27 protein-coding genes are annotated in these 18,801 nt (G+C 41.6%); 24 read left to right on the top strand and 3 right to left on the bottom strand.

Annotation, left to right across the window (positions count from 1 at the left end; translation table 11 throughout):
- The first annotated feature begins 2 nt into the window (after positions 1 to 2).
- The 22 genes from rplX (at position 3) to DR864_RS17180 (ending at position 13,979) form a co-directional block, all read left to right on the top strand.
- Complete coding sequence (gene rplX, locus DR864_RS17285) at positions 3 to 356, top strand: 50S ribosomal protein L24 (protein WP_114068149.1); 354 nt, start codon at positions 3 to 5, stop codon at positions 354 to 356.
- Positions 357 to 441: 85 nt separating this feature from the next.
- The gene (gene rplE, locus DR864_RS17280) at positions 442 to 996 is read left to right on the top strand and encodes a 50S ribosomal protein L5 (protein ID WP_114068148.1); all 555 of its coding nucleotides are present in this window, start codon (positions 442 to 444) and stop codon (positions 994 to 996) included.
- Positions 997 to 1,023: 27 nt separating this feature from the next.
- Positions 1,024 to 1,293 (top strand): 30S ribosomal protein S14, encoded by a 270-nt coding sequence (gene rpsN / locus DR864_RS17275; protein ID WP_013927425.1) that lies wholly within the window; start codon positions 1,024 to 1,026, stop codon positions 1,291 to 1,293.
- Between the two features lie 77 nt (positions 1,294 to 1,370).
- Positions 1,371 to 1,769 carry a 30S ribosomal protein S8 gene (gene rpsH / locus DR864_RS17270; protein ID WP_013927424.1) on the top strand — a complete coding sequence of 133 codons (399 nt, stop codon included), beginning with the start codon at positions 1,371 to 1,373 and terminating at the stop codon, positions 1,767 to 1,769.
- Between the two features lie 19 nt (positions 1,770 to 1,788).
- Entirely contained in the window at positions 1,789 to 2,346 is a 558-nt protein-coding gene (gene rplF, locus DR864_RS17265; RefSeq protein WP_114068147.1) for a 50S ribosomal protein L6, read from the top strand.
- Between the two features lie 27 nt (positions 2,347 to 2,373).
- A complete protein-coding gene (gene rplR, locus DR864_RS17260; protein ID WP_114068146.1) occupies positions 2,374 to 2,730 on the top strand; it encodes a 50S ribosomal protein L18 in 357 nt (118 codons plus the stop codon).
- Between the two features lie 6 nt (positions 2,731 to 2,736).
- The gene (gene rpsE, locus DR864_RS17255; RefSeq protein WP_114068145.1) at positions 2,737 to 3,252 is read left to right on the top strand and encodes a 30S ribosomal protein S5; all 516 of its coding nucleotides are present in this window, start codon (positions 2,737 to 2,739) and stop codon (positions 3,250 to 3,252) included.
- A 12-nt stretch (positions 3,253 to 3,264) separates the two neighbouring features.
- Positions 3,265 to 3,444 (top strand): 50S ribosomal protein L30, encoded by a 180-nt coding sequence (gene rpmD / locus DR864_RS17250; protein WP_013927420.1) that lies wholly within the window; start codon positions 3,265 to 3,267, stop codon positions 3,442 to 3,444.
- A 13-nt stretch (positions 3,445 to 3,457) separates the two neighbouring features.
- Positions 3,458 to 3,904, top strand: a complete 447-nt coding sequence (gene rplO, locus DR864_RS17245) for a 50S ribosomal protein L15 (RefSeq protein WP_114068144.1) — start codon at positions 3,458 to 3,460, stop codon at positions 3,902 to 3,904.
- 60 nt (positions 3,905 to 3,964) lie between these two features.
- A complete protein-coding gene (secY, locus tag DR864_RS17240; protein ID WP_114068143.1) occupies positions 3,965 to 5,278 on the top strand; it encodes a preprotein translocase subunit SecY in 1,314 nt (437 codons plus the stop codon).
- 8 nt (positions 5,279 to 5,286) lie between these two features.
- Positions 5,287 to 6,081 (top strand): type I methionyl aminopeptidase, encoded by a 795-nt coding sequence (gene map, locus DR864_RS17235; RefSeq protein ID WP_114070340.1) that lies wholly within the window; start codon positions 5,287 to 5,289, stop codon positions 6,079 to 6,081.
- 22 nt (positions 6,082 to 6,103) lie between these two features.
- The gene (gene infA, locus DR864_RS17230) at positions 6,104 to 6,322 is read left to right on the top strand and encodes a translation initiation factor IF-1 (protein ID WP_013927416.1); all 219 of its coding nucleotides are present in this window, start codon (positions 6,104 to 6,106) and stop codon (positions 6,320 to 6,322) included.
- 102 nt (positions 6,323 to 6,424) lie between these two features.
- Complete coding sequence (rpmJ, locus tag DR864_RS17225) at positions 6,425 to 6,541, top strand: 50S ribosomal protein L36 (RefSeq protein WP_013927415.1); 117 nt, start codon at positions 6,425 to 6,427, stop codon at positions 6,539 to 6,541.
- Positions 6,542 to 6,550: 9 nt separating this feature from the next.
- Entirely contained in the window at positions 6,551 to 6,928 is a 378-nt protein-coding gene (gene rpsM / locus DR864_RS17220; RefSeq protein WP_013927414.1) for a 30S ribosomal protein S13, read from the top strand.
- A gap of 110 nt (positions 6,929 to 7,038) precedes the next feature.
- Complete coding sequence (gene rpsK, locus DR864_RS17215) at positions 7,039 to 7,434, top strand: 30S ribosomal protein S11 (protein ID WP_114068142.1); 396 nt, start codon at positions 7,039 to 7,041, stop codon at positions 7,432 to 7,434.
- A gap of 103 nt (positions 7,435 to 7,537) precedes the next feature.
- Complete coding sequence (rpsD, locus tag DR864_RS17210) at positions 7,538 to 8,149, top strand: 30S ribosomal protein S4 (RefSeq protein ID WP_114068141.1); 612 nt, start codon at positions 7,538 to 7,540, stop codon at positions 8,147 to 8,149.
- A gap of 130 nt (positions 8,150 to 8,279) precedes the next feature.
- Positions 8,280 to 9,269, top strand: a complete 990-nt coding sequence (locus DR864_RS17205) for a DNA-directed RNA polymerase subunit alpha (RefSeq protein ID WP_114070339.1) — start codon at positions 8,280 to 8,282, stop codon at positions 9,267 to 9,269.
- A 137-nt stretch (positions 9,270 to 9,406) separates the two neighbouring features.
- The gene (gene rplQ / locus DR864_RS17200; RefSeq protein WP_114068140.1) at positions 9,407 to 10,174 is read left to right on the top strand and encodes a 50S ribosomal protein L17; all 768 of its coding nucleotides are present in this window, start codon (positions 9,407 to 9,409) and stop codon (positions 10,172 to 10,174) included.
- Between the two features lie 139 nt (positions 10,175 to 10,313).
- Complete coding sequence (carA, locus tag DR864_RS17195; RefSeq protein ID WP_374755736.1) at positions 10,314 to 11,447, top strand: glutamine-hydrolyzing carbamoyl-phosphate synthase small subunit; 1,134 nt, start codon at positions 10,314 to 10,316, stop codon at positions 11,445 to 11,447.
- A 154-nt stretch (positions 11,448 to 11,601) separates the two neighbouring features.
- Complete coding sequence (locus DR864_RS17190; RefSeq protein ID WP_114068138.1) at positions 11,602 to 12,540, top strand: bile acid:sodium symporter family protein; 939 nt, start codon at positions 11,602 to 11,604, stop codon at positions 12,538 to 12,540.
- 12 nt (positions 12,541 to 12,552) lie between these two features.
- Positions 12,553 to 13,320 carry an SDR family NAD(P)-dependent oxidoreductase gene (locus DR864_RS17185; protein WP_114068137.1) on the top strand — a complete coding sequence of 256 codons (768 nt, stop codon included), beginning with the start codon at positions 12,553 to 12,555 and terminating at the stop codon, positions 13,318 to 13,320.
- A gap of 32 nt (positions 13,321 to 13,352) precedes the next feature.
- A complete protein-coding gene (locus DR864_RS17180) occupies positions 13,353 to 13,979 on the top strand; it encodes a LysE family translocator (RefSeq protein WP_114068136.1) in 627 nt (208 codons plus the stop codon).
- Between the two features lie 83 nt (positions 13,980 to 14,062).
- On the opposite strand, the gene DR864_RS17175 is transcribed toward DR864_RS17180, so the two are convergent.
- Complete coding sequence (locus DR864_RS17175; protein ID WP_013927405.1) at positions 14,063 to 14,305, bottom strand: type B 50S ribosomal protein L31; 243 nt, start codon at positions 14,303 to 14,305, stop codon at positions 14,063 to 14,065.
- Positions 14,306 to 14,534: 229 nt separating this feature from the next.
- On the opposite strand from DR864_RS17175, the gene DR864_RS17170 reads away from it, so the two are divergent.
- A complete protein-coding gene (locus DR864_RS17170) occupies positions 14,535 to 16,640 on the top strand; it encodes a molybdopterin oxidoreductase family protein (RefSeq protein WP_114068135.1) in 2,106 nt (701 codons plus the stop codon).
- A 57-nt stretch (positions 16,641 to 16,697) separates the two neighbouring features.
- Positions 16,698 to 17,441 (top strand): glycosyltransferase family 2 protein, encoded by a 744-nt coding sequence (locus tag DR864_RS17165; protein WP_114068134.1) that lies wholly within the window; start codon positions 16,698 to 16,700, stop codon positions 17,439 to 17,441.
- Positions 17,442 to 17,494: 53 nt separating this feature from the next.
- Here DR864_RS17165 and DR864_RS17160 read toward each other — a convergent pair whose 3' ends face one another.
- Both DR864_RS17160 and DR864_RS17155 read right to left on the bottom strand, forming a co-directional pair.
- Positions 17,495 to 18,136, bottom strand: coding sequence for a thioredoxin family protein (locus DR864_RS17160; RefSeq protein ID WP_114068133.1), 642 nt, complete (start codon positions 18,134 to 18,136; stop codon positions 17,495 to 17,497).
- A gap of 44 nt (positions 18,137 to 18,180) precedes the next feature.
- Positions 18,181 to 18,666 carry a TlpA disulfide reductase family protein gene (locus tag DR864_RS17155; protein WP_114068132.1) on the bottom strand — a complete coding sequence of 162 codons (486 nt, stop codon included), beginning with the start codon at positions 18,664 to 18,666 and terminating at the stop codon, positions 18,181 to 18,183.
- Positions 18,667 to 18,801: the final 135 nt, after the last annotated feature.

The following is an 18,801-nucleotide window of genomic DNA, read 5'->3' as shown; positions in this document are numbered from 1 at the left end:
CAATGGAAAGAAAATACAACAAACAACCCAAATTACACATTCGTACCGGTGACACGGTGAAGGTAATTGCTGGTAACTCTAAAGGCCAGTCGGGTAAAGTCACCAAAGTATTGGTAGAGAAGCAACGTGCGATTGTGGAAGGGGTCAACTTGATCACTAAACACATCAAGCCAACGGCCGCCAATCCACAAGGTGAACTGAAGAAAACAGAAGGCTCAATCCATATCAGTAATCTGATGCTTGTTGATCCTGCAACTGGACAACCTACTCGTATTGGCCGTAAAGCCAATGAAGAAGGTAAGTTGCAACGTTACTCTAAAGAATCAGGTAAGTTTATCGCTGATCCTTCAAAGTAAGTGGTTTGATGAATGGGTGAGAAACCCTTCATTGTAAACTCTAATAAATCACTGTGGGTCGGAAATCCACAAAAAAAAATAAAAAATGGCAACTCCGAGATTAAAAGAAAAATACACAAAGGACGTCGTTAAGCATTTGCAAGACAAGTTCCAGTATAAATCGGTAATGCAAGTACCTCGTTTGTCGAAAATTGTTATCAACAAAGGAATTGGTGCAGCGGTAGCTGATAAGAAGTTGATTGATCAAGGTCTTGAAGAGATTACAATTATTGCAGGTCAAAAAGCAGTACCTACCATCTCTAAGAAAGCGATTTCAAACTTTAAGTTGCGTGAAAAAATGCCGATTGGTGTTAAAGTTACTCTTCGCGGCAACCGTATGTTTGAATTTTTAGACCGTTTGACTTCTATTGCCCTACCTCGTGTACGTGATTTCCAAGGTATCAGCGACAAAGGTTTTGATGGACGTGGTAACTATACATTTGGCGTAAAAGAGCAAATTATCTTCCCTGAGATTCAGTTTGATAAAATTAACAAAATCTCTGGTATGGATATCACGTTCGTAACTACCGCCAATACTGACGAAGAAAGCTACGAATTGCTTAAATCGCTTGGTATGCCCTTTACTAAAGGTAAGAAATAAGAATCCCTTTTTCAACGAAATAAGGAAATGGCTAAAGAATCCGTAAAAGCAAGAGAATTGAAAAAACAAAAGCTGGTTGCTAAATATGCCTCCAAAAGAGCTGCATTGAAAGAAGCTGGCGATTGGGAAGGTTTAGACAAGCTGCCACGTAGTTCATCAGCAGTTCGTTTGCACAACCGTTGCCGTTTAACTGGACGTCCCCGTGGATACATGCGTAAGTTTGGTATTTGCCGGGTGGTATTCCGCGAGATGGCTTCGGCAGGAAAAATCCCTGGTGTTACCAAAGCCAGCTGGTAAATCTCTTTTGTTTTTTAAAATCAATTCCGTAACTTTGCAGCCCTTTTACGGAAGGGCCGCAACAAATCAGTAGAGAAATGTTAACCGATCCCATAGCAGATTATCTGACGAGAATCAGAAACGCCATAAAGGCGAAGCACCGGGTTGTGGAGATACCTGCTTCTAATATCAAGAAGGAGATCACCAAGGTACTCTACGATAAAGGCTTTATCCAAAACTATAAGTTTGAAGATAATGGCCCGCAGGGTATTATTAAGATTGCTTTAAAGTACAACCCAGTAACAAAGCAATCAGCAATTGTTGACTTGCAACGTGTAAGCAAGCCAGGTTTGCGTAAATATTCGGGTGCTACCGATATTCCACGCATCCTCAATGGTCTTGGAGTAGCGATTGTATCTACCTCTAAAGGGGTAATGACCGACAAAGAAGCGCGCGTGCTCAACGTGGGCGGAGAAGTATTGTGTTACGTTTACTGATAAAATTCACAGAAAGAACATGTCACGTATAGGAAAAAAGCCGATTACGCTACCAGCAAACGTCACAGTAAGTGTATCTGACGATAACGTTGTGACTGTGAAAGGTCCCAAAGGAACGTTAGCCCGTACCATTGACCGCGACATTAAGGTAGAAGTAGAAGGAAGCGAATTGACGGTCGTACGTCCGACTGAACAAAAGCGTCATAAAGCATTGCACGGTCTCTACCGCTCTCTCATCAGTAACATGGTGACGGGTGTGAATGAAGGCTATAAAGCTGAGCTGGAAATTGTTGGGGTAGGTTATAAGGCGTCCGTGAATAATAATATTCTTGAGATGAGCCTTGGCTATTCACACGGTATCTATTTTGCTGTACCTTCAGAAGTGAAGGTTACTGCAACAATGGAAAAAGGGCAGAACCCGAAGGTTTTTTTAGAGTGTATCGACAAAGAACTTTTGGGTCAAATTGCCGCTAAAATCCGCTCTTTCCGTAAAGTAGAACCTTACAAAGGTAAAGGTATCCGCTTCATTGGAGAACAAATCAGACGTAAAGCTGGTAAAGCAGCAGCTAAGAAGTAATCAGTAATCTGAAAATTGTAATCAATCATGGCTTTAGCAAGAAGCGACAGAAGACAGCGCATCAAGTACCGGATTCGGAAGAAAGTAGCTGGAACAACAGAAAAGCCTCGCCTTTCAGTATTTCGTTCAAATGCACGCATTTATGCGCAGGTAATTGATGATACAAAAGGAGTAACTTTAGTCTCTGCTTCATCTATTGAGCTTGATACCACTAATAAAGCGAGTGTCAATGCAGAAGATGCGAAAAAAGTAGGCATTAAACTGGCTGAGAAAGCAATTGCAGCTGGCGTTAGTTCAGTTGTATTTGATCGCAACGGTTATTTATATCACGGCAAAGTAAAAGCACTGGCAGACGGCGCCCGCGAAGGGGGTCTCAAATTCTAATAAGATATGTCAAACAGTATCAAACCTGTGAAATACAACGAGGCAGACCTGAAAGAAAAGGTTGTGGCTATCAACCGCGTTGCCAAAGTAGTAAAAGGTGGTCGTCGTTTTAGTTTCTCAGCAATTGTGGTCGTAGGTGACGGCAAAGGAGTAGTAGGTTATGGTTTAGGTAAAGCTAACGAAGTAACTGATGCTATTGCAAAAGGAATCGAGGACGCCAAGAAAAACCTTGTACAAGTTCCTCTCTTAAAAGGAACAGTTCCTCATGAAATGCACGGTAAATTTAGTGGAGGTCTGGTTTTTGTTAAGCCAGCTGCCCCTGGAACGGGTGTTATTGCAGGAGGTGCTATGCGTGCTGTTCTAGAAGCCGCTGGTATACACGACGTGTTAGCAAAATCAAAAGGATCATCAAACCCTCACAATGTAGTGAAGGCAACTATTGATGCACTCCTTAAGATGAGAGCTCCTCACCAAGTTGCATTCCAACGCGGAGTAAAGTTGGCCAAAGTATTTAATGGATAATCTTTTGGGAAAATGGCAAAGGTAAGAGTAACACAAGTAAGAAGTAAGATTGGAAGACCCGAAGACCAAAAGCGCACCTTAGCTGCTTTAGGATTAGGTAAAATCAGTCGCAGTATAGAGATTGAAATCAATCCTGCCATTTCTGGTATGATTCAGAAAGTAAATCATTTGGTGAAAGTCGAAGAGATCTAATTGGCATATGACAATGAATCTTAGCTCATTAAAACCAGCCTCAGGCTCGGTAAAAACAAAAAAACGCCTAGGTAGAGGGCATGGCTCAGGAATGGGCGGTACATCTACGCGTGGACACAAAGGTGCTCAATCACGCTCAGGCTACAGCCAAAAAAGTCACTTCGAAGGAGGGCAAATGCCACTTCAGAGACGTGTGCCGAAGTTTGGCTTCAAAAACATTAATCGCGTAGAGTACAAAGCACTAAATTTAGATTCAATTCAGGCATTGGTTGAAAAAACAAATGCTACTGTTATCGACATTGAAGTGTTGTACAACAACGGTTTAGTTTCAAAAACTGACTTAGTAAAGATTCTTAGCCGTGGCGAATTAAAAGTTGCCGTAGAATTGAAAGCTCATGCTTTTTCAAAAGCAGCAGCAGAGGCTATTGAAAAAGCAGGCGGTAAAGCCGTTACTTTGTAATCTTACCAAAGATTTTTTGTAACTTTGCCTGATTTTTTCACGGGTAAATCTAACAAACGCATGAAACGGTTTATACAGACCTTAAAAAATATCTTTTCAATTGAAGAGTTAAAGAATAGAATTCTTTATACTCTCCTTTTGATTGCGGTTTATCGTCTTGGTTACTACATTGTTCTACCTGGAGTAGACAGTAGCAAACTTAATATCGATACATCAGGCTTATTAGGCTTGTTAGATACATTTTTGGGAGGGGCTTTCAGTAAGGCTTCAATTTTTGCTCTGGGTATCATGCCCTACATTTCTGCTTCTATTGCCATTCAGTTATTAACAATGGCACTTCCTTATTTCCAGAAAATGCAGAAGGAAGGAGAATCAGGACGTAAGAAATTGAATCAGATTACCCGAGTATTAACCATTTTTGTTACAATTGCTCAGTCGGTAAGTTATTTGCAAACTACGATACCAACGGATGCGCTATTAATTACTCGTGCAGCTTTTACAATATCATCCGTTTTTATTTTAACAGCGGGTACAATCTTCTGTATGTGGTTGGGTGAAAGAATCACTGACCGCGGAATTGGAAATGGTACATCAATGTTGATTATGATTGGTATTGTATCGCGTTTTCCAAGAGCTATTTATCAGGAAGCTGTTTCAAGAGGTACAGGAGAGGCATTAATTTTCGTTCTTGAAATCGTAGCACTGTTCTTAGTCGTAATGTTTGCAGTAGCTTTGACACAGGCAGTACGTAGAGTGCCAATCCAGTATGCAAAACAAGTAGTTGGAAACAAAGTTATGGGTGGTCAGAGACAGTACTTGCCCCTTAAGCTTAATACTTCGGGTGTAATGCCAATTATCTTTGCACAGGCTCTTATGTTTATACCTTCATTGGTTGCAGGCTTATTTGCAGAAAAAAGTGATTTTGCTAGTTCAATAGCAACCACTTTCAATGATTATACAACTTGGGAATACAACGGTCTTTTTGCTACTTTAATCATCGTATTTACGTTTTTCTATACCGCGATTGCGATTAGTCCTCAGCAAATTGCTGACGATATGAAAAGAGGAGGAGGTTTTATTCCAGGAGTTAAACCAGGGATTTCTACTTCTGACTTTATTGCTACGGTGTTGGATCGTATTACTTTACCAGGAGGAATACTTCTCGCGGTAGTAGCTATTCTTCCATCACTAGCAAGTATGACTGGTATGACCAGAGAATTTGCACAGTTTTTTGGAGGTACATCATTGTTAATTTTGGTTGGTGTTGTACTTGATACTTTGCAACAAGTAGAAAGTTATCTCCTCATGAAACGCTACGAAGGTTTAATGAAGTCTGGTCGAGTAAAAGGCCGTACTGAAACTGTAGCAGTATAATGACAAAAATGATTTTTCTTAAATCAGAAGAAGAAGTTTTACTGATTAAAGAAAGCGCACAAGTTCTGGGAAAAGCACATGCCGAAGTGGCAAAGTGGATAAAGCCTGGTATTACTACTAAGCAATTAGATAAAGTAGCTGAAGAGTTTATCAAAGACCATAAAGGTCAGCCTTCTTTTAAAGGTTATAATGGTTTTCCAGCATCACTTTGTATTTCGCTGAATGATATTGTAGTACATGGTTTTCCAAGCCAATATCAATTGCGAGAAGGAGATATTATCTCTATTGATTGTGGAGTTAAGTTAAATGGATTTCATAGCGATAGTGCATATACCTACCCAGTAGGAAACATAAGTGCTGAAGTAATGAACCTTCTAAAGCGCACTAAACAGTCACTGTATTTAGGGATTGAGCAGGCAGTAGAAGGTAAAAGAGTAGGTGATATTGGCTACGTGATTCAATCATACGTTGAAAAATTTGGCTATGGTGTTGTTAGAGAATTGGTCGGGCATGGTGTAGGCCGTAATTTACATGAAAGTCCTGAAGTACCAAATTACGGAAAACGAGGACAGGGACCTAAGTTGCGGGAAGGAATTGTGATTGCGATTGAACCAATGATTACCTTAGGAAAAAGATCCGTAGTTCAGGAGAAGGACGGATGGACTATCCGAACAACAGACCGAAAACCTGCTGCACATTTTGAGCACACTGTGTTGGTTCGTAAAGGCAAAGCAGAAATTTTAACGACGTTTAAGTACATAGAAGAAGTAACTGAAAATACGACGTTAATGGTAAGCATCTAATTCACTTACCGAAAAGCAGTATATGGCAAAACAAGGACTCATCGAAGTTGACGGAATTATAGTAGAAGCGCTCTCTAACGCTATGTTTCGAGTACAGCTGGAGAACAAACATGAGGTAATTGCTCATATCTCTGGTAAGATGCGAATGAACTATATCAAAATTTTGCAGGGTGACAGAGTTAAACTCGAAATGTCGCCTTACGACTTGTCAAAGGCTCGGATTATTTACCGATATAAATAGTAGTAACTTGATTGTAGATTGTAGGTTAAAATAGGATAAAGGAGTTTAGTAGAATTCCCGTCACGAGAAGCCGAAATCTTAAATCCAAAATCACATACAACAATGAAAGTAAAAGCGTCTATTAAAAAGCGCAGTGCTGATTGTAAAGTAATTCGCCGAAAAGGTAAACTTTACGTTATCAATAAGAAAAATCCCAAGTACAAACAAAGACAAGGATAATTATAAGATATGGCACGTATTGCAGGTGTTGACATTCCAGACAAAAAACGTGGAGAAATCTCGTTGACTTACATCTACGGGATAGGCCGTAGCTCTGCTCGTAAAATTTTGGAGAAAGCTGGAATCAATTTTGACAAAAAAGTAGCTGAATGGTCTGACGAAGAGTCTAATGCTGTTCGTGGAATCATTAACGGTGAATTTAATACGGAAGGTGCACTTCGTTCAGAAGTACAGCTAAGTATCAAACGGTTGATGGATATCGGTTGTTATCGTGGCTTGCGTCACCGTAAAGGATTACCTGTACGTGGCCAAAGAACCAAAAATAATAGCCGTACTCGTAAAGGTAAGCGTAAGACTGTAGCCAACAAGAAAAAAGCTACTAAGTAGTAAGTAAAGTTATCCGTTATCTGTTTGTTAATTGTGAACATCTGTAACAGATAACCATTAACAAACGGCTTTCCGAAGCGATAACAACTAACGATTAACATTACAAAAAAATGGCTCAAAATAAGCGTAAAGATAAAGCTAAAAAGCGCGTTGTACAGGTGGAGCAAGTGGGTCAAGTTCACATTAGAGCTTCATTTAACAACATTATTATTTCGGTTACCAACATGTCTGGACAAGTGATTTCTTGGGCATCTGCTGGTAAAATGGGTTTCAAAGGTTCTAAGAAAAACACTCCTTATGCCGCTCAAACTGCCGCTCAAAGCTGTGCTCAAGTTGCATACGACCTTGGCATGCGTAAAGCAGAAGTCTTTGTGAAAGGCCCAGGTTCAGGTCGTGAATCAGCTATCCGTACTGTACAAAATGTCGGTATTGAAGTGACTACAATCAAAGATATTACTCCGCTTCCACACAATGGTTGCCGTCCCCCCAAACGTAGAAGAGTTTAATTCTTAAGTTATTATAAGGCCGTAAGGACAATCCGCAATTTGGACACTGGGGTTGCAGGATTGTTCCTACGGTAATTTTTGTGTTTAAATAAATCAAATTCAAATGGCACGTTATACAGGTCCAAAGTCCAAGATTTCGCGTCGTTTTGGTGAGGCCATCATGGGTCCCAGCAAGGCGCTGAATAAGAAAAACTATCCTCCCGGCCAACATGGTCGCGGACGTCGCAGCAAGAAGTCTGAATATGCACTTCAATTGCAAGAAAAACAAAAGGTAAAGTATACCTACGGAATTTTGGAACGCCAATTCCGTAATTTATTTCACCGTGCAGCTGTTCGTGAAGGTATTACAGGGGTAAACCTTCTAAAACTTTGCGAAGCTCGTCTTGATAACACCGTTTATCGTTTAGGAATTGCTCCTACTCGCCGTGCGGCTCGTCAATTGGTAAGCCACAAGCACATAACAATTGATGGAGAAGTAGTGAATGTTCCATCATTCTCATTGCGCCCTGGACAAATCGTTGGTGTTCGCGAGAAATCAAAATCTCTTGAAGCAATCACTGAAAGTTTGGCAGCACGTACAGCTACTGCAAAACGTTTCAATTGGCTTGAATGGGATAGCAGTTTGTTGATTGGAAAGTTTGTTCAGTACCCAGAACGCGATCAGATTCCTGAGAACGTGAACGAGCAAGCAATCGTCGAATTGTACTCTAAATAGTCTTAAATCATTACAAAACCCATTTGATGTGGTGTTTCCATATCAAGGGTTTTGTTTTTGTGTGTTTGGTAAAACATACTTTTTTGCGGTTAATTACCGCCCTTCGGACTCTAAAAAAACTGCTAATCCTATGTCTATTTTAGCATTCCAAATGCCCGACAAAGTCGTAATGGAAAAAGCCGACGACTTTCACGGGTTGTTTGAGTTCAAGCCACTGGAGAAAGGTTTCGGTGTAACCATCGGTAATGCGTTGCGTCGTATCCTACTTTCATCGTTGGAAGGCTATGCCATCACCAGCGTTAGATTTCCCAGTGTGCTCCATGAATTCTCTTCGATTGAAGGAGTTGTGGAAGATGTTACCGAAATCGTGCTGAACCTCAAAATGGTTCGCTTCAAAAAGATTTCGGAAATGGTTGATAACAAAATTACAGTAAGCGTTAAAAATCAATCGGTGGTGACTGCGGGCGACATCGCCAAGTTTACGTCATCATTCCAGGTTTTAAACCCTGATTTAGTTATTTGCCATATTGACGACCAGATGACATTTGAGATGGAAATCTTGATTGAAAAAGGTCGTGGTTATGTACCCGCTGATGAACCGCGTAATCAGGAGTTGCCAATCGGCCATATCCCTATTGATGCGATTTACACACCTATCAAAAATGTTAAGTACAGCGTTGAAAATACGCGCGTTGAGCAGAAAACTGACTACGAAAAATTGTTAATCGAAGTGACAACCGATGGGTCAATTCACCCAGAAGAAGCACTGAAAGGCGCAGCTTACATTTTGATTCAGCACTTTATGTTGTTCTCAGATCAAACGATGACGTTTGAGACTCAGAAAAACGACGAAGTAAGCGAGGTTGATGAAGAAATGTTGCGTATGCGCAAACTTCTGAAAACGCCTCTTGCTGACCTTGATTTGTCAGTGAGAGCTTACAACTGTCTCAAATCAGCCGATATCAAGACCTTGGGAGACCTTGTAAAACTTGAAGTAGCCGATATGATGAAGTTCCGTAATTTCGGTAAGAAATCACTTACTGAATTAGAACAACTTGTCGCTGAGAAAAATCTGACATTCGGTATGGACGTTGTCAAGTACCGCTTGGATGAGGACTAAGTAATTATTGGGCTTCGAAAGCTGATTTAGTAATAAGTCATGGCCTTTCGAAGCCCAAACTTTAAGTAAATTGTTTCACCGGTTAGTATTCTGAAGCGCGTGAACCGCCGCTCGAAGCTAATCACAAACTCAAACCAATGAGACACGGTAAGAAAGACAATCATTTAGGACGTACCTCATCACACCGCAGCGCTTTGTTGCGTAACATGGCGGCGTCTTTGATTTTACACAAACGCATTCAGACAACATTGGCTAAAGCAAAAGAACTCAAGAAGTACATTGAGCCAATTTTGACCCGTGCAAAAGAAGATAATACGCACAACCGTCGTATTGTTTTCTCTTACATTCCTGAGAAGGATGTAGTGAAAGAACTTTTCAGTACTGTAGCTGACAAAATCGCTGACCGTCCGGGTGGTTACACTCGTATTATCAAACTGGGTACCCGTCAAGGTGATGCTGCTGAAGTTTGTTTGATGGAATTGGTTGATTTCAACGAAACATTATTGACTGCTGCCGAAGAAAAAGCAACCAAAACACGTCGTAGCCGCCGTGGTGGTAAGAAAGGTGCTGATGCTGAGACCTCGGCCGTAGAAGTGAAAGAAGTAAAAGCAACTCCAGTTATTGAAGAAGCTCCTGTAGCAGAAGCTGAAACTTCAAGTGCTGATGATTTGGAAATTGTAGAAGGAATTGGACCGAAAATCGCCGAAGCTCTTGCAGATGCAGGTGTAACGACTTTTGCTCAATTGGCAGACATGACTCCTGAAGCAATTCAGGAAATTGTATCGGCAGCGGGCATCGGTTCAAAAAGCCCCGCAACATGGCCTCAGCAAGCCGCCCTTGCTCGTGATGGCAAATTTGGTGAATTGAAAGCTTGGCAAGATGAATTAAACGGTGGCCAAGAATAACTTTTCTCATATATACTTTAATAAAATGAAGAAAAGTTAAAATATAGAAGGGGTTAAACGAAAGTTTAGCCCCTTTTTTTTGAAATTTGCAAAATCAAATTCAGGTTGGCATAAATAGAGACAAAAAATACCCTCGTTTATGACAACCGTAACCATACAATACCAATATAAAATGGGTTCTCAACAACCGGCACTCTTACTTCTTGAAGACGGAACAGCACTGAAAGGTTTAGCTCTCGGTAAAATCGGTACCATGGGTGGTGAAATATGTTTCAACACTGGTATGACGGGTTATCAGGAAATCTATACTGATCCATCTTACTATGGTCAAATTGTAGTTAATACAAATGCGCACATCGGCAATTATGGTGTACAATTGGAAAGCGAGGAGGAATCCAGCTCAATCAAAATTAGCGGAATGGTCTGTAATTCTTTTTCGCAGATTTATTCTCGTAAAACAGCAGATTTTTCGCTTCAATCATACTTCGAAAAAGCCAATATCGTTGGCATAAGTGAAGTGGATACCCGCCAGTTAGTACGTCATGTACGACAAAAGGGGGTTATGAATGCGATTATCTCATCTGAAATACTCGATGAGAAAAAATTAATGGAACACTTGAAAGAGGTTCCGAGCATGGATGGATTGGAGCTTTCCTCGTTGGTGAGTACGACCGAACCTTATTTTATGGGCGATGAATCAACGGCGCAGTATCGTATCGCAGTGATGGATTATGGGGTTAAAAAAAGTATTTTGTTGAATTTAACCCAACGGGGATGTTTTTGTAAAGTATTTCCCGCTAAAACATCTTTTGAAGAAGTAATGGCATGGAATCCAGATGGATTTTTTATCTCAAATGGTCCAGGTGACCCTTCGGCAATGCCTTATGCAGTGAAGACAGTTCAGCAATTTTTGGATACTAATAAGCCACTTTTCGGTATCTGCCTGGGACATCAAATTTTGGGGTTGGCCAGTGGGATCTCGACTTTCAAAATGCACCATGGTCACCGGGGGTTAAATCACCCCGTGAAAAACTTCCAAACTGGTCTGTGTGAAATAACTTCACAAAACCACGGTTTTGCGGTTAGCCCCGATGAAATCGAAGCTCATCCCGACGTAGAAGTGACGCACATCAATCTTAATGATAAAACGATTGAAGGAATTAAAAGAAAAGATAAGCCAGCGTTTTCGGTGCAATACCACCCCGAAGCTTCGCCAGGCCCTCATGATTCACGTTATCTTTTCGATGATTTTGTAAAATTGTTTGAAGCATAAAAAATACAAATAGTTAAATTCAAAAAGCTTCCTGCCATTGGTAGGAAGCTTTTTGAATTTAAAAGGGGCTTTATAGCCGACTGGCAGTAATTCAGGCTTTGCTTTTGCTTTTGTAGGTGCATTTATGCTTTTAAACCTCTGACTATTTTAACGAATGAAAAGTTACCTGTATACGCTATCCATTATAGTGGCTGCAACACTGGCCATGATTTTTCCAGAATACTTCACCCAAGTCGGAGACTTTCAGCTAAAAACACTCATCGTGCCATTGCTCCAAATCATTATGTTTGGCATGGGTACAACCATGAGTCCTAAAGATTTTGAAGCCGTTGTAAAATCACCAAAAAGTGTAGTTATCGGGTTGATTTGCCAGTTTACCATCATGCCGATTATTGGGTACACCTTAGCAACAAGTTTTAATTTCCCCCCTGAAATTGCAGCAGGCGTAATTCTTATAGGATGTTCGCCTAGTGGCTTGGCATCCAATGTAATGGCTTACATTGCCAAAGCTAACGTAGCGTTGTCGCTTACCATTACTTCATCTGCGACTTTGTTGGCTCCTATTTTAACGCCATTATTGATGAAATTATTAGGAGGAGCATTTATTGAAGTTGACTTCTTTAAGATGATGGTTGAAATTCTGAAAATTATCATATTACCCATTGGCGTGGGATTGATAGTCAATAAAGTGTTTAGAAATCAAACTGAGTTTTTAAATAAGTACATGCCGCTGGTTTCTATGGCTGGGATTGCCCTGATTATTTGCATTATTACGGCAGCAGGTCGCGAAAGTTTACTCAAAGTAGGAGGGGTACTGATTATCTGTACCTTAATCCATAACATAAGTGGCTATTTGTTGGGCTATTGGAGCGCACGAGTTTTAAAACTTCCCGAGCAGGATTGCCGTACGGTGGCGATTGAAGTAGGACTGCAAAATGGTGGATTAGCATCAGGCATTGCACTGCAAATGGGAAAAGTAGCTACTGTCGGCCTTGCACCAGCACTTTTTGGCCCCATTATGAATATTACAGGCTCATTATTAGCGAGTTGGTGGAGTAAAAAGCCAACCATTGATTCATCTCAAAATAAATAAGTACAACGATTAATGTTACAATTTAAAGATCAGGTTGCCATCGTAACTGGCGCAGGGCAAGGCATTGGGCTAGAAATTGCGCGACAACTAGCGGAGCAGGGAGCGGCGGTTTTGCTCAATGATTTGGATGAGGAACTGGCAGAGAAAGCCGCTGAGTTTATTCAAAAGTCGGGAGGACAGTGTGTTGCTTACAGTGGCAATGCCGCTGATGTAGATTTTGTGCAGGCCATGGTGAGTGAAGCGGTTCGTGTGTTTGGCAAACTTACAATAATTGTTGCCAATGCGGGTATCACTACTTTTGGGGATTTTTTTGAGTATACGCCCGAATCGTTACAAAAGTTGTTAGATTTAAACCTTCGGGGGAGTTTCTTTTTGACACAGGCGGCGGCGCGTCAAATGCGTTTGCAGGGTGAAGGGGGGCGCATTTTGTTGATGTCGTCGGTAACGGGGCATCAAGCGCACCAATTTCTTGCGGCGTATGGCATGACAAAAGCAGCACTTGAAATGTTAGCAAAAAGCTTAGTTGTTGAACTTTCGCCTTATGGTATTACCATTAACGCAGTAGCTCCTGGTGCTACCATGACCGAACGCACCGCTGAAGACCCCGAGTATGAAAAAACGTGGGGACGCATAACACCCATCGGTCGGCCTGCAAAAGTGCAGGATATTGCCCACGCGGCGTTGTTTTTGGTTTCGCCTCTAGCGGGTCATATAACGGGGCAATCTCTCGTGGTGGACGGAGGATGGACGGCCGTGAGCCCATCGCCTTACGAAAGTTGAAACCGCCGCAGGCAATTGTGCGTTAAAGATGCATGGAAAAAGCTCTTCTTATCCTTCTGGCCACGGCAGGAATCAGTTTTGTTGGCTCGCTTCAATTAGGTCCCGTGAATCTTACTGTTATACATACAGTCTTGAAACGCCGCTTAAAGGCTGGATTACTGGTTGCGCTGGGAGGATGTGTGCCCGAATTGATTTATGCCGCTGCCGCCGTATGGGCTGGTATGTGGCTGGAAAAACATCCTGATGTTTGGCGACTGCTTGAATGGGCTTCTATTCCAATACTCATTGCGATAGGAATTACACTTTTTCGGAGTAGTGCCCGAACCATGAATAAAGCTGAATCGCCCACTGGTCGGTCGGATGTATTAAAAGGCTTCTCGTTAGCGATTTTGAATCCGCAGCTCTTTCCGTATTGGTTGTTTATTCTGGTGCAATTTCAAGGGTATGAACAATTAAAAGTTCATCTACCTAGTGAGCAGATTGCCTTTGTGATGGGTGCAGTTTTGGGGGCGTTAGCCTTATTGTTTGGAGTAGCCTATTTGACAAGCAGATACCGGGAAAAATTGCTTGGGAAGTTGGGGAAAATTAGCCTTAATCAATTACTGGGCTGGATATTCTTAGGAATGGCAGGTTTACAGTTATTCAAGCTTATCTCCTGAAAAACAAAAAAGCGATAAACTGCCTAGGGCAACTTACCGCTTTTTTATTTCGATTTCCAATTAAATCAGGAAATGACGGATGACTACTTTTTTCCGTATTTCTTGAAGAATTTATCAACACGACCTGTGGTATCAATCAAAGTGTTTTTGCCAGTATAGAATGGGTGAGATTCTGAACTAACTTCGACTTTGTAAACAGGATAGTTTTTGCCTTCGAAATCAATGGTTTCTTTGGTAGGTGCGCAAGAACGCGTGATGAATTTGTGATCGCTCGACAAATCCCAAAAAACTACCTCTCTGTAATCTGGATGAATGCCCTTTTTCATTTCTGTATCAACTATTTATGATGTTACTGTGCTTTTTCTAAAACGGGACGCAAAGATAGTAACTTTTTGAAAATCAAAAAAGTATCTAAAAAAAGAAGTTAGAAAGTGGAAGGACAAAGAAAAAGTAAAGTGTTCATTTACAGTGTGTTGACGCTTTATTGTTTCTTGCCTAAAAAACACACAATCAGCATGCAGAAAATTGATAAATTGCATCAAACAAGCTAAAAACATGACAAATCCCAGTGTTCATTACCGCGCGTGCAATTTATGCGAAGCTATTTGTGGATTAGAGATTTCTTATTCAGGCACTCAAGTTATAGCCATCAACGGGGATAAAAATGACCCTTTTAGCCGAGGTCATATTTGTCCTAAAGCATTGGCATTAAAGGATATATACGAAGATACTAACCGACTTAAGTTGCCATTAAAGCGTACCGAAACAGGGTGGGAAACAATAAGTTGGTCGGAAGCATTTGATGATATAGCGGCGACGCTAAAAGCAATTCAGGCGCGCGATGGCAACAACGCAGTTGCGATGTATGCGGGCAATCCGTCGGTCCATAATTCTGGTACTTTTCTGTCTGGAACGGGATTGATGAGGGCACTGAAGACCCAAAATATATATTCGGCTACTTCTGCTGACCAGCTGCCTCATCATTTTGCGGCTTGGCAAATGTTCGGGCATCCTTTTCTGTTGCCCATTCCCGACATTGACCATACTGATTTTTGGCTTATTATGGGCGGTAATCCTATTGCTTCTAATGGAAGTCTAATGACGGTTCCCGATGTGGCTAACCGACTGAAAGCCATCCAACAGCGGGGAGGGAAAGTGGTGGTGATTGACCCACGTTTTACCGAAACCGCCGCCAAAGCCGATGCACATCATTTTATTCGCCCAGGTACAGATGTGTTTTTACTGTTGGCAATGTTACAGGTTGTTTTTGATGAAGGTTTAGATAAAACGCCCGCTTTTGTCACAGGATTGGATGAGGTAAGGACACTTGTGGCCGAATTTTTACCAGAAAAAGTAGAACTAAAAACGGGCATCTCGGCTGATTCTATTCGGAACTTAACCCGGGCGTTTGCAAATGCTCCTTCAGCCGTTGTGTATGGACGCGTCGGGCTTTCAATGCAGGCATTTGGTGGAGCATGTCAATGGCTTTTAAATGTCCTGAATGTAGTAACGGGCAATATTGATCGGGCTGGTACGGCCATGTTTACTCACCCTGCCGTGGATATATTGGCCAATACTAAAGGAACTTATAACAAGTACAATCGTCATCGTAGCCGAGTTCGGGGTTTACCCGAATTCATGGGCGAGCTTCCTGTATCAGTGCTTGCAGAAGAAATACTGACTGAAGGGGATGGGCAGATAAAAGCACTGATTACCAGTTGCGGTAATCCAATCCTGTCAACACCCAATGGTCAGCAATTAGATAAAGCGCTGGAGGGGTTGGAATTTATGGTGGCGATTGATATTTACATTAACGAAACCACCCGTTATGCAGATTATATTTTACCGCCCGCTACGGGGTTGGAAGTGGCGCATTACGATTTAACATTCAACGCCTTGGCCGTTCGTAACGTCACGCGTTTTTCAGAGCCGTTGTTTTTCAAAGCAGAAAATGCAAAATACGATTGGGAAATTTTTCAGGAGCTATCGGCGCGGCTTTCGGGAGAGGCTGGGGCCGTTCCTCAGGACCCGCACGCAAAAGTTGATTTAGGCTTGCGCTTTGGTGGGTACAATTTAAGCTTGGAACACCTCCGTCAACATCCTCATGGGTTGGATTTGGGCCCACTACGGCCTGATTTGCCAAATCGGTTGTTGACGCAGGATAAAAAAATTCATCTTGCTCCTGAACTATTGGTAAAGGATATCCTCCGTATTAGAAAGGTTTGGCAGGAAAGTAAAGTAAATACGCACTTTGACTTGTTATTGACCAATCGTCGGCATTTACGTGATAATAACTCTTGGCTACACAACTCGCAGCGACTCGTAAAAGGCCGCAATCGGTGTACATTAATGATGCACCCAGACGATGCTAGGCAACGTGCTATTTCTGAGATGGATAATGTAAAAATCAGTTCAAGAGTAGGGGAGGTGACGGTTCCCGTCGAAATTACGGATAAGGTAATGAAAGGGACAGTGAGTCTGCCTCACGGATACGGGCATGGGCGAGATGGCGTCCAACTTTCGGTAGCGCAAACGCACGCAGGAGTGAGTGTCAATGACTTGACTGATGACTTGGTCATTGATGAATTGACTGGCAATGCGGTTTTTGTGGGAGTGCCTGTCCGGGTGGAAGTTTTGGAAGCGATTGGAAATACTGTTTGATAAAGCTAATTTTGCCGCGTGGCAGTTCATAAAACGTTGAATTGCAGAATCTGATTTATGTATAAAAACAAAAAAGTGATTGTTGTAATGCCTGCGTATAAGGCAGCGCTTACGCTCGAAAAAACGTACCTTGAAATACCTTTTGATTTGGTCGATGAGGTGATTTTGGTGGATGATGCCAGTCCCGACAATACCACCGAAGTGGCAGAACGGCTTGGGATTAAACACGTGATTCGCCACGATAAAAATAAAGGTTATGGTGGAAACCAAAAAACCTGCTATTCTAAAGCACTTGAACTTGGGGGCGACATTGTTATCATGCTTCACCCTGATTATCAGTATACTCCCTTACTACTTACGGCCATGATCTCAATCATTGGCAATGATCTTTACCAAGTAGTATTTGGGTCAAGAATTTTGGGAAAAGGAGCACTTAAAGGGGGAATGCCGATGTATAAATACATTGCAAATCGGTTTTTGACGCTTGCGCAAAATATTCTAATGAATCAAAAATTATCAGAATACCATACGGGGTATCGCGCCTTTTCTGGCGAAGTACTGCGAAATGTTCCTTTCAATAAGTGTGATGATGATTTTGTCTTTGACAACGAAATGATTGCCCAAGTTTTCTGGAAAGGTTACGAAATCGCGGAAGTGACGTGTCCGACCAAGTATTTTGATGAAGCTTCTTCCATTAATTTTCAACGAAGCATGAAATATGGCTTGGGGGTTTTGAGGGTCTCAGTCCGATATTGTTTGGCCAAGCTAGGGTTTTGGAAGTGGAGCTTACTGGAAATTTAAAAGAAAAGGCCCAACGTTTGTTGAGCCTTTTCTTTTAAATTGTATCAGAAATTTTAAGCGTCTTTCCAACCAATGGCGCAGCCAACGGCCTTCGTTTGGGTTACAACTACTGGCTTACCCATCAGAATATTGGAGACAGCATCCTCAACGTATCTTTTAGTTACCCCAGCGGGGTCTTGATAATTGTCGTCGATGGTTCCGATGTACTGTACCGTAAATTTACCTCCGTCGTTTCGTAGTATAAATACATGAGGAGTACGCGTAGCGCCAAATGCTTTTGCAACCGCTTGGGTTTCATCCTGTAAATAAGGGAACGAGTATCCTTTTTCCTGAGCGCGTTTTTTCATGTTGTCAAAGGAATTTTCTTCATAATCACTAGCGTCGTTAGAGTTAATGGCCAATACAGGAAAGCCCTGTGCGGCGTATTTTTTATCCAATCCGATGATACGCTCTTCATAGGCCTTCGAAAAAGGGCAATGATTGCTAGTAAAGACGACGATTACGCCTTTTTTGTCTTTGTAATTTGATAAAGAAATAACGCTACCGTCTATGTTTTTAAGCTTGAAGTCGGCCACGGTTCCACCTATCGGGTAGCCCGCAGGCGGGGTTTGAGGGTGCTCTTGTCGAAGTGCCGCGCTGACCAAAGTACCTAAGGTCAGTGTTATGATAAATGGTACCCAAAATTTCTTTTTCATGTTAGTTGTGTTAACTGCTGTTTTGACCCTATTCGATTAAAAAGTCACAGAAAATCAGATAGTTCCTTCACCAAACGGTCATAGTCTAATTTTTGTTCAAAAAAGACTTTTTTCTTTTTTTGATTGTTGACAATCAAGGTTGCTGGAATAGCCCCCGACCATTCGGTGCTGATTTTATCAATCCAATTGTTGGCGTCGGGTTCATTCAACAACCAAACTTTTCCTGTGAGTTGATGTTGACTTACAAACGGAATTACCCGCACCGTTAAATCCTTTGCAAAATCCATGCTAACCATGATTACTTTGACATTCCGGTCTTTGTAATTTTTTTGAACCTCTTCAAAGTGCGGCAATTCCGCCACGCAGGGTTTGCACCATGTGGCCCAGAAATTAACAATGTATGTAGTATCGGACGACTGTGACAAAATGTCTTGAATTTCTTTCCATTTCACAACCGATACCTCCTGAGCCTGAATGACTTGATGCCCAAAAAATAACCAAATGCCCAACAATCCAATGCTTTTTATCATTAGCCTATAGTGATTTACCAATATAAATTTAACTCATTTAACGATAAGTTGTAACTTTCGGTGCTTTTAACAGCATAAAAGTTATTCATTGATTTAAGTAGGTTGTGTGTTTCTGGGCAACAGCCGATTTGAATT

The organism is Runella rosea (assembly GCF_003325355.1).
Lineage (GTDB): Bacteria > Bacteroidota > Bacteroidia > Cytophagales > Spirosomataceae > Runella > Runella rosea.
Note: the sequence above shows the minus strand (reverse complement) of the source record. Positions and strands in the feature narration are given on the sequence as shown.